Raw genomic sequence first — 16,395 nt, 5'->3', positions numbered from 1 at the left:
TCAATCCCTGAAGGGACGACCTACCCAATTCTGAAAATCGAAGCGCAGGATTCCCCTTCAAGGGCAGGGGTAGCGGAGCCAAAAGTGAAAACCCCAAAACCCCAAAACCGCATCCTAGAGCGCAGGACTCCCCTTTAGGGGCCTTTAGGGGGTTTGAAAAGCCAATTTTACTGCCATCAACCATCATTCCCTAAAGAACCTGTCATGCCCTGGGGTGAGACTACCTTTACTTCATATCAAAATTTAACTTTCCATTAAAATTATAGTAAAATCAATATATTCAAAGACGTAAATGACTTCAGAGAGGTTGCATTTAATACGATAATATTTTTCTGACAACAGCACTTAATTTTTCAGCATTGGGCAACATAGTTTTTTCAAGGACTTCATTGAGCGGTATTGCCGGCATATTTTCTGACCCAATAGTTGTGACTGGCGCATCTAAGTACTCAAAACAGTTTTCCTGAATTCTTGCTGCTATACTCTGGGCAAAAGAATTATGGACAGGCTCTTCAGTCAGAACGATTATTCTGCTATACTCTTTGGATTTGCTAAAAATAAGATCTTCGTCCAATGGATACAACGTCCTGAGGTCAAGAATCCCTACTTTATCTTTAATGTCATCATCAATGTTAAGTGCCCAATGTACACCCATACCATAGGTGACAATCAATACACAGTTTTGGGTTTTCACAAGAGCTGATTCCTGGATCATCAGGCCCTTACCCAAGGGTAAAACATAGTCTTTTGCAGGTGGTTTGCGGCGGGCTGTTTCTGTACCTTTTACTTTACTCCAATAAAGTCCTTTGTGCTCCAACATGACCACGGGATTTGGATCGTAATATGCTGCTTTCAAGAGCCCTTTTAGGTCAGCTCCATTGCTGGGATATACCACTTTGATGCCCTTGATATTGCAAAGGACAGATTCTACACTGGAACTATGGAAGGGTCCGCCACTGCCATATGCTCCGATCGGTACCCGAAGTATCATGCTGACAGGCCATTTTCCATTGGAGAGGTAACAACTCCTGCTCACTTCCGTAAATAATTGATTCAAACCAGGCCATATATAGTCTGCAAACTGTACTTCCACTATAGGTTTGAGTCCGGCGGCCGACATCCCTACCGTGCTCCCGACGATAAATGCTTCCTGTATGGCTGTATTAAACACTCGGTGATCCCCAAACTTTTCGGCCAGTGTAGCCGCCTCTCTGAATACACCACCAAGTCTTCTGCCGACATCCTGACCATATAGCAGACACTCTTTATGATCTTCCATCAGCTCCTGTATTGCCAGCAAGGCACAATCAACCATCACCTTTTCTTCAGCATCTGCTGGTTCTCTGATTCCTTGCTCTGCTGTGATGGGTGTTGGGGCAAAATCATGGGTAAACAGATCGTTTGGTTCCGGATCGGCTGATTCATGCGCTTTATGGAAATCTATTTTTACTTGAGATTTAGCATTGTTTTCGATTTCTTCCATTTCTGACAGTGAAAAACCATATTCAAGCAAGGAAGATTTTAGTTTATCATAAGGATCATCTAATTTTTGGACTTCCAGATCATGTCTGTACCACTCCTTTCTTACCCCCGAGGTATGATGATTGAGCAATGGTACAGTAGCATGCAGCAGAAAAGGTCTTCTTTCTTTTCTGATAGCTTTAAATATTTTCTCAATAGTAGTATAACAAGCTTCAAAATCCGTACCATCGATACTATATGCTTCAATACCCGGAAATCCTTTGACATACTCATACGCATTCATAGCTCTAGTTTCTTCTGCTGTGGCAGAAATGTCCCAGCCATTGTCCTGAACAAGGTACAGGATCGGAAACTGTTTTAGAGCAGCCATTTGGAGCGCTTCAGCTACTTCTCCTTCTGTGACTGATGCATCACCAAATGAACACACTACCAATGCACCATCTTCTTGAGGTAAACCTTCGATATCCCTATATTGAATACCCATCGCCACTCCGGTAGTAGGTATCGCCTGCATGCCCGTGGCAGATGATTGGTGTGGGATTTTGGGTTTGTCATCGTCTCGCAGACTTGGATGGCAGTAGTATGCCCTACCACCTGAAAAGGGATCATTTATTTTTGCAAATACCTGCAGCATGATCTCTTCCGGCCTCATTCCCAAAGCTAACAACATGGCATCATCCCGATAATAGGGTGCCACATAGTCTTTGGGCGTCAGTTGCATACCCACAGCTATCTGTATCGCTTCATGACCTCTCGATGTGGCATGTACATACTTTGACACGAGCCTGAACTGGTCATCATATATCTCGGTGATAGCTTTGGCGGTGCAGAGCAGCGAAAATGCCCTAAAAAGAGTTTCCTTTTCAAGTGTTGGCTTCATACCGCAAAAATAGGAATACTTATACTCAAATGAAAACGGATGTAAAAATTAAATTCTCCCTTCCCCATGCTCCCTTCTCCCTTCTCCCTTCTCCATGTTCCCTTCTCCCTTCTCCTTTCTCCATGTTCCCTTCTCCCTTCTCCTTTTCTCCATGTTCCCTTCTCCCTTCTCCTTTTCTCCATGTTCCCTCCAAGTTCCCTTCTCCCTTCTCCTTTCTCCATGTTCATGCTCCCTTCTCCCTTCTCCTTTCTCCCTTCTCCATGTTCCCTTCTCCAAGTTCCCTTCTCCCTTCTCCAAGTTCCCTTCTCCCTTCTCCAAGTTCCCTTCTCCCTTCTCCAAGTTCCCTTCTCCCTTCTCCAAGTTCCCTTCTCCCTTCTCCCTTCTCCAAGTTCCCTTCTCCCTTCTCCCTTCCCCATGCTCCCTTCTCCCTTCTCCATCCTCCTTTCTCCTTTCTCCATCCTCCCTTCTCCATGCTCCCTTCTCCATGTTCCCTTCTCCATGTTCCCTTCTCCATGATCCTTTCTCCATGTTCATGCTCCCTTCTCCCTTCTCCTTTCTCCCTTCTCCATGTTCCATGCTCCTTTCTCACTTATATTTCCGGAATCTCTTCTCCTAAGGCATCCTGAAAAAAATAATGTATAAGATACGTATGCGCGGCGCCGAGCTTTTGTCCCAGTTGGCTGACCAAATAAAGTGCGATAGCCAATATCACCAAAAAAGGCAATGCCCACAGTATATTCGCTTCATTGCCCAATGCACGTTGAGAGAATCCTATGATGGATATAAATGTAATCAGCACTCCTATAGCCAGATAACTTAAAGTAAAAAGTGTCCAAACATTAGGCATGGGTCCATAAACACCTACAAGTCTGGTAGTTGTATCTTCTGGTTCCCTATACATCAAAATGCTGAGTTGCGGAGACCAATAGTGTCTGTGATCTTTATTGACCCTGATGGTGATATGATCATGCATGGCCTGTCCGTGCAGGTGATGTGTATTAGTGAGTAGTTTTGCTTTGACAAGGGAGATGATTTCTTCCATGGTTTTGGATGTAGTCATCTCAAATTTTGGACGTATACGAAAGCTGGCCATAATCAGATGTTTTGTTGCCGCTAATGTATGCCATTTTTTATTTTAACAACTACTTTACTGCATGATAAAAATAATATTTTTACTTAGATATCTCAGTCTTTGTATTGTCTTTGTATTGTCTGCTTTTAAAGAAATGCAAATCTTGATGAAAAATCATAATAAAGAAATGATAATAAATGCATTATTTGAATTCAGGATCAAAAAGTGCTTTAATCTAAACTTACATTAAAACGCTTCATTAATAGTCAGATACATGGACCCTCCTTCATCTTTCGATTGACCATAATCCAGTCGTAATCTTATCCTGTCTTTCTTATTGAGTACAAACCTCAGACCTGCTCCGTAGGAGTATTTGTAGGGATTTGAATAAAGCGCAGCATAACTTGCAGCAACAGTACCAAAGGATAAGAATGATACACCCTGAATTCGTTTGTACAATGGGAATCTGTATTCATACTGACTTACGAGGATGTTTTTATCAATAAAGCGACGATCCTGATATCCTCTCAGTAGTCTGGGGCTGCCAAAAAATAACATTTCATAAAAAATAGGGTCACCTTGTATGGTTGCATTATATAATTGAACAGCCATAGTGTGATTGTTTGCAATACGGAAATATCTGCTTACATCTAATGCGAAACGCTGATAATTAAAATCACTTCCTATAAATTTACCGCTAAAATACAATTCTGCTTCTAAGTAGGTTCCCTTTGACGGGTTGTAAATAAAATCTCTGATATCCCACTGCGTTATGAAGCCCACACCAGTATTAACGCCACCATCTTTTCCGGTATTGCCACTACTTTCCAATAGGTTTCCTTTCTCTACGATGGACATATTATCATATCGAAATCGTACTCCTACAAAAGTTTTGTCAAATCTTTTGAGAAAATCTGCTTTAACTCTCGGATACCTTGCAAGGAAAAACTCTTTATCATTTTCTTTAGAATGTATTCCTACGCCATAATACTTGTATGAATATTTGTAAAAAGCTATTTCACCTTTTAGTTTCCAAATGTTTTCGTTGAAATATAGTTCAAATGGAAATGTTAGTATGATTTGCTTGTTTTGAGTATATGATGCCGCAAATTGGATTTGAGAAGGATTGGAGTCTTTTGATTCATTTTTAAATCGGAAATTGTACAAACCCGCAGCACCAAAGCCCCATTTGGTCTCAGGAAGAAAAAAAACGATAGGATATGCCAGTAATTGATTCCTTTTGATAGTGTCTTCAGATGAATTATGCTTGAAATTTACGCTCGCGAATCCAAAAAATGGAATACAAATTAAACTGAAAAAAACACATTGATAGAATTTCATAGCCTTAAAACAAAAAAGGCGAGTACTGGTTTGTACTCACCTTAAATTTTGTATAATATTATTTTCGGCTTACAGGCTGTTGACGTATCTTGAGAGTTTAGACTTAAGATTTGAAGCCTTGTTTTTATGCCATGTATTTTTCTTTGCAAGTTTGTCAACCATACTGATTACCTTAGGTAAAAATACAGTTGCCTCTTGTTTATCAGTCATTTCTCTTAATTTAGCAATCGACGTTCTCGCAGATTTTTTGTAATATCTGTTACGTAGCCTTATCTTGATGTCCTGTCTGATTCTCTTTTTGGATGACTTATGTTGTGCCATATATTATGATGTTTAATACAATTTCTTAAATGGAGCGCAAAATTATGATTTTTATTCTGAAGTAAAAAATATTTTTCACAATTTTAAAGACTTATTTTACAATATGGAAAAATAGTGTAAAAATTATTGCAATTTTGTATTAATGATCGGTCTATAGAAACTAAATTAACAAATAATTTAGTTTTGAAAACATCTTATTTTAGAATCAATTATTAATCACATCAAATCATTACACATGCAACACAAATTTCTTTCCCTATTTTTGATTTTTTTCGCGATGTACAATTTTGGTTTTTCTCAGGCAATTCCGACGGGTATTACCAAAGGAGCATCTGTGGAAGGGATTACTGAATATCAGCTTAAAAACGGACTTAAGGTACTCTTGTTTCCAGACCAGTCAAAACCTACCATTACTGTCAATATTACTTATATGGTAGGGTCAAGACATGAAGGTTATGGCGAGACAGGTATGGCACATTTACTGGAGCATCTTGTCTTTAAAGGTACACCCAAACATCCAAATATACCACAGGAGCTTACAGAGCGCGGAGCCAGACCAAACGGCACCACATGGTATGACCGCACCAACTATTACGAAACATTTAATGCTACCGAAGAAAACCTCAAATGGGCCCTCGACCTCGAATCTGACAGGATGATAAATAGCTTCATTGCAAAAAAAGATCTTGACAGCGAATACTCCGTGGTAAGAAATGAGTTTGAATCAGGAGAAAATGATCCATCAGGTGTACTAATGGAGCGCGTCCTGAGTACAGCATATCTATGGCATAACTATGGTAACAGTACTATCGGATCAAGGGCTGACATTGAAAATGTTCCGATCGAGAGACTGCAGGCCTTTTACAGAAAATATTATCAGCCAGACAATGCAATATTGACGGTGACTGGAAAATTTGATCCCGCTGCTACTCTAAAACTAATTGATGGATATTTTTCACCAATACCTCGACCTGAAAGAAAAGTAGAACTTACTTATACCAAGGAGCCTATTCAGGATGGAGAAAGACAGGTATTGTTAAAAAGAACAGGAGATGTACAGGTGGTAAGCTGTTCTTATCACACATGCCCTGGGTCTCACAAAGATTATGCTGCTATAACTATCATTGATGAATTACTTTCCAATGAACCATCGGGGAGGCTTTACAAGTCATTAGTTGAATCTAAAAAAGCTTCGTATGTATGGAGTTTTGCTCCAAGCCTGAAGGAGCCGGGATTTTTATATATCAATACTACTATCAGAAAAGAAGACAATCTGGAAGATGCCAAGAATATTATGTTGGCAACACTTGACAGCCTGAAAATAAATCAACCTACAAAAGAAGAACTTGAGAGGGCACGTGGCAGAATTTTAAAGCAGTGGGAGCTTGGCTTCAATTCATCTGATCGGGTAGGTCTTAATATCAGTGAGTATATAGCTCAGGGTGACTGGCGTTTATATTTCTTATTTAGAGATGCTGTAGAAAAAGTAACACTGGAAGATGTAGTAACTGCAGCTAATAAATATTTCAAACCTTCGAACCGAACCATAGGAATGTTCATCCCCGAAGAAAAATCAGACAGGGTAGAAACTCCATCTGCACCGGATCTGGCTACATTGGTCAATTCATATAAAGGCAAAGAACTGATAGCTCAGGGAGAAACATTTGATCCTTCCTTTGAAAATATTGAAAAGCGAACGATCAAAGGTAAAGAAAAGTCAGGGATGGAATTTGCGCTGCTTCCAAAACAAAACAGAGGTGATGCTGTCAATGCCAACATTACTCTCAGATATGGAACACCTTCCTCACTGCTAGGAAAATCATCAATAGCTCAGCTTACAGCTGCCATGATAGACAAAGGTACAAAGAGCATGTCCCGACAACAGATTCAGGATAAACTTGATGCCATAAAATCACGCGTCAGCGTATTTGGCGGTATTTCAAATATGACTTTCAGTATAGAAACTACCAATCAAAACCTTGAGCAAGTCATAGACATGGTCGGTGACATGGTTTTAAATCCTGCGTTCACAAAAGAAGAGTTCGAAAAGCTTAAAAATGAAAGATTAGCTTCAATGGAAGAACAGTTATCTGAACCTCAGGCTATCGCCTTCAACCGTATTGATATCATCACCAATCCATATCCCAAAAGTGATGTAAGATATCCAAAGTCACTGAAGGAAGAGATTGACGAGATGAAAGCAACAACCCTGGATGATGTTAAAAAATTCTACAAAGAAAATTATGGTGCCAGCGAGGCAACGGTAGCCGTGGTTGGAGATTTTGAACAACAAAAAATTAGCATTAAACTAACTAAATATTTTGGCAACTGGAAATCTCCTTCAAAATATGCTCGTATCACTGATCCATATGTCGAGATCAAACCTGTTGACGAAAATATCAATACCCCGGATAAGGCTAATGCTGTGTTTATAGCAGGATTGCCTTTGCAGATAAATGATAGTCACCCTGATTATCCTGCCATGGTAATGGGCAATTTTATGTTAGGTGGCGGATTTCTCAACTCAAGGCTTGCGACGAGAATCAGACAGAAAGATGGTCTCAGTTATGGCGTAGGATCATTTTTTAATGCAAGCTCACTCGATGATTCAGGCAATCTTGGCGGGTATGCTATCTACGCTCCCGAAAACAGGGATAAAGTACAGAAAGCATTCAAAGAAGAAATCCAGAAAGTCAGAACCGAAGGCTTCACCCAGGCTGAACTGGATGCTGCAAGATCAGGATGGATGCAGGGCCAAATGGTTAATAGAGCCCAGGACAGGACCTTACTGGGCAAACTGGCCAATAACTTAAGGCTTGATAGAGATATGACCTGGGATAAGGCTATAGAAGAAAAAATGCTGAAACTCACTGTCTCAGATATCAATAAAGTCATGGCTAAATATTTGGATCCTGAAAAAATGATTTATGTCAAAGCCGGAGACTTTGAAAAAGCTTTTAAGGTTGTAAAACCATAGTATTAAAAACAACGACCTTCAATAAAAAGAATACTTCCACCCCAAAAGTGGAGGTATTCTTTTTAGTTTTTAATTCAGATATTTTCCCACAATTGGCATCCTTCTGCCCATTCCGAATGCTTTTGGACTGACTCTGAGCACAGGTGCAGTTTGATATCTCTTAAATTCATTAATATTGACCAATCGTAGGATTCTTCTTACCAGTGCCGCATCATATCCCATGTCTATAATATCCTGCGGACCTTGTCTCTTTTCTATATACTGATATAAAATCGGATCCAGAATATCATATTCGGGCAGGCTGTCACTATCTTTCTGATTTGGTCTCAATTCCGCCGACGGAGGTTTTATAATTGAGTTAACCGGAATTATTTCTTCATCTTTATTGATGTAGGCGGCAAGTTCATATACTTCAGTTTTATATACATCGCCGATCACAGATAGTCCACCGCATAAGTCACCGTACAATGTCCCATATCCTACAGCCATTTCTGATTTATTGGTGGTATTGAGTAGTATATGGCCGAATTTATTGCTTACAGCCATATTAAGTATTCCTCTGACCCTTGCCTGTATGTTTTCTTCTGCAATATTGAAGGGCATATCCCCAAATACAGGGCTCAGTTTTTGTATAAATGAGTCATAAATATCCTTGATGGCTATGATATCATATGGTAAATCAAGTTTGTTGACAAGTGCCATCGCATCATCTACCGAATGTCCCGTAGAATACTGAGAAGGCATAAGGAGTACTCTCACATTTTGATTTCCTAATGCTCTTGCAGCCAATACTGCAGTAACTGCTGAATCAATACCACCTGACAAACCCAAAACTGCCTGCTTAAAACCAAGTTTCCTGAAATAATCCTTGATACCCACAACAATAGCATCATGTATCAGGGCTATTTTATCTTTCGGTTGTTCTGAAGATCTCTGACTTATTAATACCTCCTCCAAATCATAATGCCTTATACATTCATCAAAATATGGTAGTTCATCATGTAATCTGCCATCAGGTGACATCACTATACTGCCTCCATCAAAGATAAGTTCTGTCTGAGCACCGACATGATTAATATAAAACATAGGGATGCCATATCGTTGTACATTTGCTCTGACAGTATGAATTCTGGTTTTTGCATGATCATAATTGAATGGTGATGCTGAAACATTGATGATAAAATCGGGACTATATTTCACCATTTCATCGAGTGGAATGATAGTATACAACGGGTCATTCGTTCCCACATCCCATATATCTTCACATACAGTCAAAGCTATTTTTCGTCCTTTATATTCGAAGATCTCCCATGAATTTGCCGGTTCAAAATACCTGTATTCGTCAAAAACATCATAAGTAGGAAGTAGTGTTTTGTGCTGGGTGAATTGAACCTTTCCTTCGGCCAGAAAATACACCGAATTGAATAAACTTTTGCCTTTCGGATTTTTATTGTGTGAAGGTGCACCCACTACCACTGCAATATCGTAAGCATGACTGCACAATGTCTGAATGCACTCATCTGACAGCCTGATAAAATCATCGAATTCCAGAAAATCTCTGGGAGGATAACCGCAGGTAGCAAGCTCACTGAAACAAACGATATCTGAACCTGCGCCCTTAGCTTTCTGAATAGCTTCTACCATTTTTGCAGTATTACCTTCAAAATTTCCTATGTGATAATCGAGTTGAGCTATCGTTATTTTCATTTGTATATATTTATAACTACTACAAAGGGCGAAATTACATTTTTTGTGCATAAGTACCATGAAAAACGCATGATTGTGTGTTTAACACATTTCACTTTTTTTGATAATGACAAAAATAAACGACATTACCGAAGGGGATACATTTTTCTAACTGTTAGCGTGGGTCGTCCCTTTAAGGGAATGAGGGTTGCGCGGAGAATATACTGGTACTCAGTGAATGAGCCCGGTTGCCACACATTTCACTTTTACGATAATATCAAGATATGATTGCAAGTGATATAAAACATATTTACGTATCAATAAGAAGGATAGTGGGTGGGTCGTCTCAAGTGTAGCTCTATAGGATGGATTGAGCCTGCCAGTCAACGCGCGAAGGCAGGGTAGAATATACTGTTCTCTACATAGTAGCATGGATACTTTTAGAGGTATCATCATCTTTAACCTAAATATCTAAAATGAGTTCCGTAATGAAGATCAAAAGTACAATAAAATAAGCATTTTTGACGACAAATCATAGCATCGCTATGGTGCGAAGTCAAAAATGAACGTAGTGCCTTATTTTGCAGTAATTTTGGTCTGGAATAGGAAATTCATTTAAGATTTTTAGGTTTTAAACCAAGATACCAGAAAAAAGAAACAATAAACCCATAAAAGAATAAGGGTAATTGTCCTTCAAGGTGGGTTTCGTATGTAAAACTAAGGGCAGCAGGTATAAAAAACATCATAAACCACTTGTTGCCTCTCAACTTCACTTCAAAAAAAGGATATAGAAGATGAAATAGAAAGACCAGAAGGCAAAAGACTCCACCAGCAGCCCAATAGATGACTATCTGACTTGATGGCAGAAAGTAACTTTCTTTACTAATTTGTGGCATTTGTTTTTTAAACCATTCATTGGTCTGGTTTTGCAACCTGCTGAATCCGACTCCAAACCAAGGATGTTCATTTATGATGGCCTTACCAGCCTTTAAAGAATAAAACCTGATCGCATCACTTAGACCTTCCCATGTAGTAGAGCGCCATAACACAACTCACTACTGTAGCCCAACTTATTCTGATATGATCTCCCAATGATAGCGTTCGGACCACCCTCGACTGCTTGTATGTGATGAACATATCATCATAATCTTTAAAGTAATAAAACAGACTGAAACAGGACGAAAAAAACATGAGAATTATGAATCCAAGCATGAATCTTTGCAGGACTTGAATGTCAGGTTTTAAGCAGAAAAAAAACGCAGGATAAAGGATCAGTAGTAATTTCATTATGCCACGGTGCTTATAAAATTCAAATCCTTCCATGATGATATCGCTCAAAAGTGGTATAACACTGATAAAAATAAAAGATAACATCCATGGTTGAAGAAAAAGCTTCCTGTTATCATTGATTTTAGCAAGGGTATAAATTCCAATGAGAATCGAACCTAAATTATTGGCCACTCTGTTGAAAAAAAATCCATAAAACAATAGCACCACTCCAGCCAAAGCTGTAATTTCAAGAAGTTTTATTGCTTTTCCCTGAAAGTGTAAATGCATGAAATTCCAAAATATTTCTGAGTCTCAAAAGTATGGTTTTAGCTGATTATTATCTCATGTATTCAAAAATATCTAAATAAGAGTATGTTTAAATTTTTTTTCAGTTGACTCCAAGTGGCAAATTTTATTACGTCCAGCGTTATATAATTGTCTTGAGCGCACATCACTTTGCGGCCAGTGGTTCATACCTTCGACTTGAAATGTAAGCAGGAAGAGTAAAATCCAAAATAGAATAAAGTTTATCAGATGCGGCTCCTGAAATTTTTTTATCAACTCTGACTTTCGCCAAACATTGCCGTAAAAATTGCTAAAATAAGATAATAAGCTCTTGAAATCAAAGATAAAATATAAACTCCAATTGCCCAACTCTAAGACCTAATCATTACCTTTGCATCTTTAATGATTAAAAATATTTTCGAAATGTCAGCAGATGTATTTTCCAAAGTGAGAGAAATCCTTAGCAATATACAAAATGAAAAAGTTGGAAACCTGAATGATCTCGAATCCTTCCGAATAAAGTATTTAGGTTCAAAAAATGAAATAAAGTCACTTTTTGGCGAGATCAAAAATGTAGAAAATGATCGTAAGAAAGAGTTTGGACAATTACTAAACGATGTCAAACAGTCAGCTGAAGACAAATATGAGATATTGAAATCATCTCTGGGCAATGTAATGGGTGACAATGAAAATACTGATATTGACATGACAGCGCCTTGTGAACCCTTCTCTTCAGGTTCCAGACATCCGGTTTCCATTGTCATGAACAGGATTATTGGTATTTTTGAGCGTATCGGATTCACCATTGCTGAAGAAAGGGAAATAGAAGATGATTGGCACAATTTTACAGCTATGAATACCCCTGAAGATCATCCGGCAAGAGACATGCAGGACACGTTTTACTTGAAGGATTCAACCATAGAATTGCTCCGCACCCATACTTCATCCGTTCAGGCCAGAATTATGACTACTCAGAAGCCACCGATCAGAATTATCGCGCCGGGCAGAGTATACAGGAACGAAACAATTTCATCCAGATCACACTGTCAGTTTCATCAGGTAGAGGGATTATATATAGATAAAGGTGTCTCTTTTGCTGATATGAAACAAACTCTCTTGTATTTTGCACGAGAGATGTATGGACCAAAAACAGATATCAGACTTCGACCTTCGTTTTTTCCTTTTACAGAACCAAGTGCTGAAATGGATGTCTATTGGGGATTGAAGACGGATGATGATTATAGAATTACCAAAGGGACAGGATGGCTTGAAATTTTGGGTTGTGGTATGGTCGATCCAAATGTTTTAAGAAATTGCGGTATTGATCCGACAGTATATAGTGGATTTGCTTTTGGTATGGGTATAGAAAGACAAGCTATGCTTCAGTTTAAAATCACGGACATCAGACAACTTTTTGAAAATGACGCCAGATTCTTAAAGCAGTTCAGTGGTGTGATTTGATGGACAATAAAAGGACTTACGCAATTTTCGCTACCATTGTAGCTGCTATCCTTTGGAGTACAGGTGGGTTGTTTATCAAATTGCTGCCACAGGATGCTTTCACTATTTTGTTCTACAGGAGTCTTTACGCAGCTGTTATTTTTCTTTTGATATTCAGAAAATCCCTTTTTAAGTTCAATAGATTGTCCTTGATAAGTTGTTTTTTTTATGCACCTTTGTTGATTTCATTTGTCACAGCGACAAAACTTACCACAGCCGCCAATGCAATATTTCTTCAGTATACTGCTCCAGCATTCGTACTCATCCTGGAGCCATATCTGATTAGGAGTAAGATCAAGAAAATAAATATTTTCACTGTAGTAGTATGTTTTATTGGAATGGCTTTATTTTTCGTAGAGCAATTTTCAAAACCCGATAATTGGCTAGGTATTTGGCTGGCCCTGGCAAGTGGACTTGTCCTTACCGGATTGTTGGTCACTCAGAAAATGAATAAACCGGAATTTCAACCCGGAGCCGTCTTTTTGGGTAATATTTTGGTCTGTATGATCACTTTACCATGGTTTTTCAAATCACCTTTTCCAACTATGATTGAAAACAACTATCTGATGATCTTGGGTTTTGGGCAGTTAGGTATGGGTTATTTTCTTTTCATTTATGGTCAGAAGTATTTACCTGCCATCGAAAGTTCACTCATCGCTATGCTCGAACCACTACTGAATCCGGTTTGGGTATTTATCGGATATGGTGAAAACCCAGGATGGTGGGCTATTTCAGGTGGGATAATTATTATATTTGCCTTGGCTTTCAGACTTTGGTGGATAGAAATTAAAGAAAAAAAGTTTTCTCAAGCATACCCGTATTATAAAAACAGTTGAAAAATTAAATGGGGTGTATCCCAAAATTGCACTATATTATATAATTTTTAAGTTTCCAATTTAGTGGATTATCCTAATAGTTAAGTGTTAAAGGGTGGGACGTCTCAAGCGTAGCTTGACAGGCTCTTTAGGGAATGAGGGTAGCGGGCAGTTTAAACAATTTTAGTGCAAAATGGGATACAGCCATTAAACGTACTCTGAACCAAGCATGTATAACAAATTGCACGTTTTCACTATTATTCTTATAATTCGGTAAAAATGTGGTTAGCTTGAGTGGCTCGTCCCTTTAGCAATGAGGGAAGCGGGGAAGAAAATATGAATTTATGCAATTTGTTATTCACCCCTGAACCAAAATAAATAAAAGCAATGTCATTTAGTTAAGGCCTCATTATGAAATCTTTCCCTTGTAAGGGAAAGATTTAGATAGGGTAAAAACAAAGAAAAATTCCTTATCTAAACGACATTGAAATAAAAGGTATAAAAATTCATTACCTTTATGGCACTTATGGCATTATCGAGTTATCTAAAATCAATAATTAATATAAAAAAACTTCTTCCTTTTTTAAGCCATCTTTAAGGTAAGGAAGGAGATGATTGAATGTTGAGCTCCCATCCAGAGTAAATGATTTTTACTCCTTAAAGAAAACGATCCAAAAAACGATCATTGGTCATTATGATTTGGAGTGGGGAAATTTAAAGGATTCGTAGTGTTAAAAAATTAATGGTGTTTTACATTTTTTTTAAAGTATTCAAATATAGTTAGTGAAGGACAATAATATATATACAGGCTTTTCAGCTGCTAAATCATCAGGGAGTAAAAGATTTGCAGTATTGATAGATCCCGATAAAATGCGGCTGGCAAATATACAAAATATTATTGAACAATCTTTGGATGCCGGCGTCGATTACTTTTTTATTGGTGGCAGCTTAGTAGTCAATGATATGTTAGATCATGTGCTAAAATCCATTAAAGAACTGTGTCCGATTCCCCTCATTTTATTTCCGGGCAATTCTTTTCAATTAAGCTACAAAGCAGACGCTATCCTGTTTTTGTCATTGATATCCGGAAGAAATCCGGAATTACTGATAGGAAATCACGTGGTTGCGGCTCCATTCTTAAAAATCAGCCCACTCGAAATTATCTCTACAGGGTATATCCTGGTGCATGGAGGTATCATGACCAGCGTACAATATATGAGCAATACCTACCCTATACCATCAAATAAGGATGACATTGCCTTATGTACAGCAGTAGCTGGAGAAATGCTGGGGCTCAAACAAATATATTTAGATGCAGGTAGTGGTGCAAATATTCCGGTATCAGAGTCTATGATTTCTGCTGTAAGTAGTAGTATCAGTATTCCATTGATAGTTGGAGGTGGTATTTCTACACCGGAAAAAGCTGCTGCCAATGCACTTGCAGGTGCGGACATTATCGTCGTGGGCAATGCTATTGAGAAGAGTCCGGCTTTGATCAAAGAAATTTCAATTGCTGTCCATGAGCAATCACCTTCAATATGAAACATTTGAAAGGTATAGTTGTCAAATCTACGGGTAGTTGGTATCATGTAAAAACTCATGAATCTGCAATCATCGAATGCCGCACAGTCGGTAAACTCAAACTGGATGATAAAAAATTAACTAACCCTATTGCTGTTGGTGATGAAGTAGATTTTGAAATGGAATCAGATGAAGGAGGCAATAAGGGCATTATTAAACATATCTCACCAAGACGAAATTACGTCGTAAGACAATCACCAAGGAAAAAACATCAGCTCCATCTGCTTGCAAGTAACATTGATCAGGCATTATTAATTGTAACAATGCGGGAACCTAATCTAAAATTGGGCTTTATAGACAGGTTTCTAATTATGACTGAACCTTATTCTATCCCTGTCATTATTGTTTTTAATAAATTTGATTTATATTCTGATGATGAAATTAGTCAATATTCTATTTTGAATGAACTTTATACAAAGATAGGTCATAGAGTATTACATACGTCTACTCTCACTTTGGAAGGAATCGATCTGCTTTCCAAACTGCTGAAAGATAAGACCACTATGGTGGCAGGGCAATCTGGTGTAGGGAAATCCACACTTGTAAATTGTATCGAGCCTGATTTGAACCTGAAAACAGAAGAAATATCAGATTTTTCAGGAAAAGGTCAACATACTACTACTTTCGCACAAATGTATGATTTGTCAGGAGGTGGAAGCATCATTGATACTCCCGGCATCAAATCTTTATCTTTCACGCATCTTGAAATTATGGATGTAGCACATAATTTTAGAGAATTCTTTAAAATTTCTGAGAAGTGCAGATTTTCAAATTGTACCCATCGAAATGAGCCTGGTTGTGCCATAATAAAAGCTGTCAATGATGGAGAAATCAACTATTTAAGGTATCAGTCTTATCTGAGTCTTATAGCAGAAGTGGAAGACCAAAACTACTGGGAACGACATGGCGATGTGTAGGACTATTGTGTTCAGGATATATATACCCTTATATCATATACTTAAACCACTTATAATAAATTTTCTATACATATAGAAAAAAATATGTTTTCATATTAGAAAAAAATATATAAAATAATTTGACAGTAATTACAATTTCCCCTTACCTTTGCGCTCCCAAAAGCGGGGAAAGTATTAGAAGGAGTATTATAGGAGTTGTGGAAGGGGTATGATGATAGATGAATGAGAGTGGGAGGAGAGAGAATTGAAGGGGTCTGCTGAATATTTCG

13 protein-coding genes are annotated in these 16,395 nt (G+C 38.2%); 5 read left to right on the top strand and 8 right to left on the bottom strand.

All coding sequences use genetic code 11. The features are described 5' to 3' along the window. Positions 1-313 precede the first annotated feature (313 nt). The 5 genes from IPK35_03320 to IPK35_03300 all read right to left on the bottom strand — a co-directional run bounded on the left by IPK35_03320 (position 314) and on the right by IPK35_03300 (position 5,096). The gene (locus tag IPK35_03320; GenBank protein ID MBK8052319.1) at positions 314-2,362 is read right to left on the bottom strand and encodes a tungsten formylmethanofuran dehydrogenase; all 2,049 of its coding nucleotides are present in this window, start codon (positions 2,360-2,362) and stop codon (positions 314-316) included. Positions 2,363-2,410: 48 nt separating this feature from the next. Then, complete coding sequence (locus tag IPK35_03315; protein ID MBK8052318.1) at positions 2,411-2,938, bottom strand: hypothetical protein; 528 nt, start codon at positions 2,936-2,938, stop codon at positions 2,411-2,413. Between the two features lie 13 nt (positions 2,939-2,951). Then, on the bottom strand, positions 2,952-3,422 hold the full coding sequence (locus IPK35_03310; protein ID MBK8052317.1) for a hypothetical protein: 471 nt from the start codon (positions 3,420-3,422) through the stop codon (positions 2,952-2,954). 258 nt (positions 3,423-3,680) lie between these two features. After that, positions 3,681-4,775, bottom strand: a complete 1,095-nt coding sequence (locus tag IPK35_03305; protein MBK8052316.1) for a BamA/TamA family outer membrane protein — start codon at positions 4,773-4,775, stop codon at positions 3,681-3,683. A 69-nt stretch (positions 4,776-4,844) separates the two neighbouring features. Next, on the bottom strand, positions 4,845-5,096 hold the full coding sequence (locus tag IPK35_03300) for a 30S ribosomal protein S20 (GenBank protein ID MBK8052315.1): 252 nt from the start codon (positions 5,094-5,096) through the stop codon (positions 4,845-4,847). Between the two features lie 235 nt (positions 5,097-5,331). On the opposite strand from IPK35_03300, the gene IPK35_03295 reads away from it, so the two are divergent. Continuing rightward, on the top strand, positions 5,332-8,073 hold the full coding sequence (locus IPK35_03295; protein MBK8052314.1) for an insulinase family protein: 2,742 nt from the start codon (positions 5,332-5,334) through the stop codon (positions 8,071-8,073). A 69-nt stretch (positions 8,074-8,142) separates the two neighbouring features. On the opposite strand, the gene IPK35_03290 is transcribed toward IPK35_03295, so the two are convergent. From IPK35_03290 to IPK35_03280, 3 genes are all read right to left on the bottom strand, one after another. Next, entirely contained in the window at positions 8,143-9,780 is a 1,638-nt protein-coding gene (locus tag IPK35_03290; GenBank protein MBK8052313.1) for an NAD+ synthase, read from the bottom strand. A gap of 590 nt (positions 9,781-10,370) precedes the next feature. Further along, entirely contained in the window at positions 10,371-10,808 is a 438-nt protein-coding gene (locus IPK35_03285) for an O-antigen ligase family protein (GenBank protein MBK8052312.1), read from the bottom strand. Beyond that, positions 10,771-11,316, bottom strand: a complete 546-nt coding sequence (locus IPK35_03280; protein ID MBK8052311.1) for a hypothetical protein — start codon at positions 11,314-11,316, stop codon at positions 10,771-10,773. Before IPK35_03280 ends, IPK35_03285 begins: the two co-directional genes overlap by 38 nt. A 420-nt stretch (positions 11,317-11,736) precedes the next feature. Here IPK35_03280 and pheS point away from each other — a divergent pair, with 420 nt between their 5' ends. From pheS to rsgA, 4 genes are all read left to right on the top strand, one after another. After that, positions 11,737-12,774, top strand: coding sequence for a phenylalanine--tRNA ligase subunit alpha (gene pheS, locus IPK35_03275; protein MBK8052310.1), 1,038 nt, complete (start codon positions 11,737-11,739; stop codon positions 12,772-12,774). Then, on the top strand, positions 12,774-13,649 hold the full coding sequence (locus IPK35_03270; GenBank protein ID MBK8052309.1) for an EamA family transporter: 876 nt from the start codon (positions 12,774-12,776) through the stop codon (positions 13,647-13,649). Before pheS ends, IPK35_03270 begins: the two co-directional genes overlap by 1 nt. A 762-nt stretch (positions 13,650-14,411) precedes the next feature. Then, entirely contained in the window at positions 14,412-15,170 is a 759-nt protein-coding gene (locus IPK35_03265; GenBank protein MBK8052308.1) for a geranylgeranylglyceryl/heptaprenylglyceryl phosphate synthase, read from the top strand. Between the two features lie 5 nt (positions 15,171-15,175). Continuing rightward, complete coding sequence (gene rsgA, locus IPK35_03260; GenBank protein ID MBK8052307.1) at positions 15,176-16,126, top strand: ribosome small subunit-dependent GTPase A; 951 nt, start codon at positions 15,176-15,178, stop codon at positions 16,124-16,126. The last annotated feature ends 269 nt before the right edge of the window (positions 16,127-16,395 follow it).

The organism is Saprospiraceae bacterium, assembly GCA_016713025.1.
In the GTDB taxonomy this organism is placed as follows: domain Bacteria; phylum Bacteroidota; class Bacteroidia; order Chitinophagales; family Saprospiraceae; genus OLB9.
This window is presented reverse-complemented; position numbering and strand designations above follow the sequence as displayed.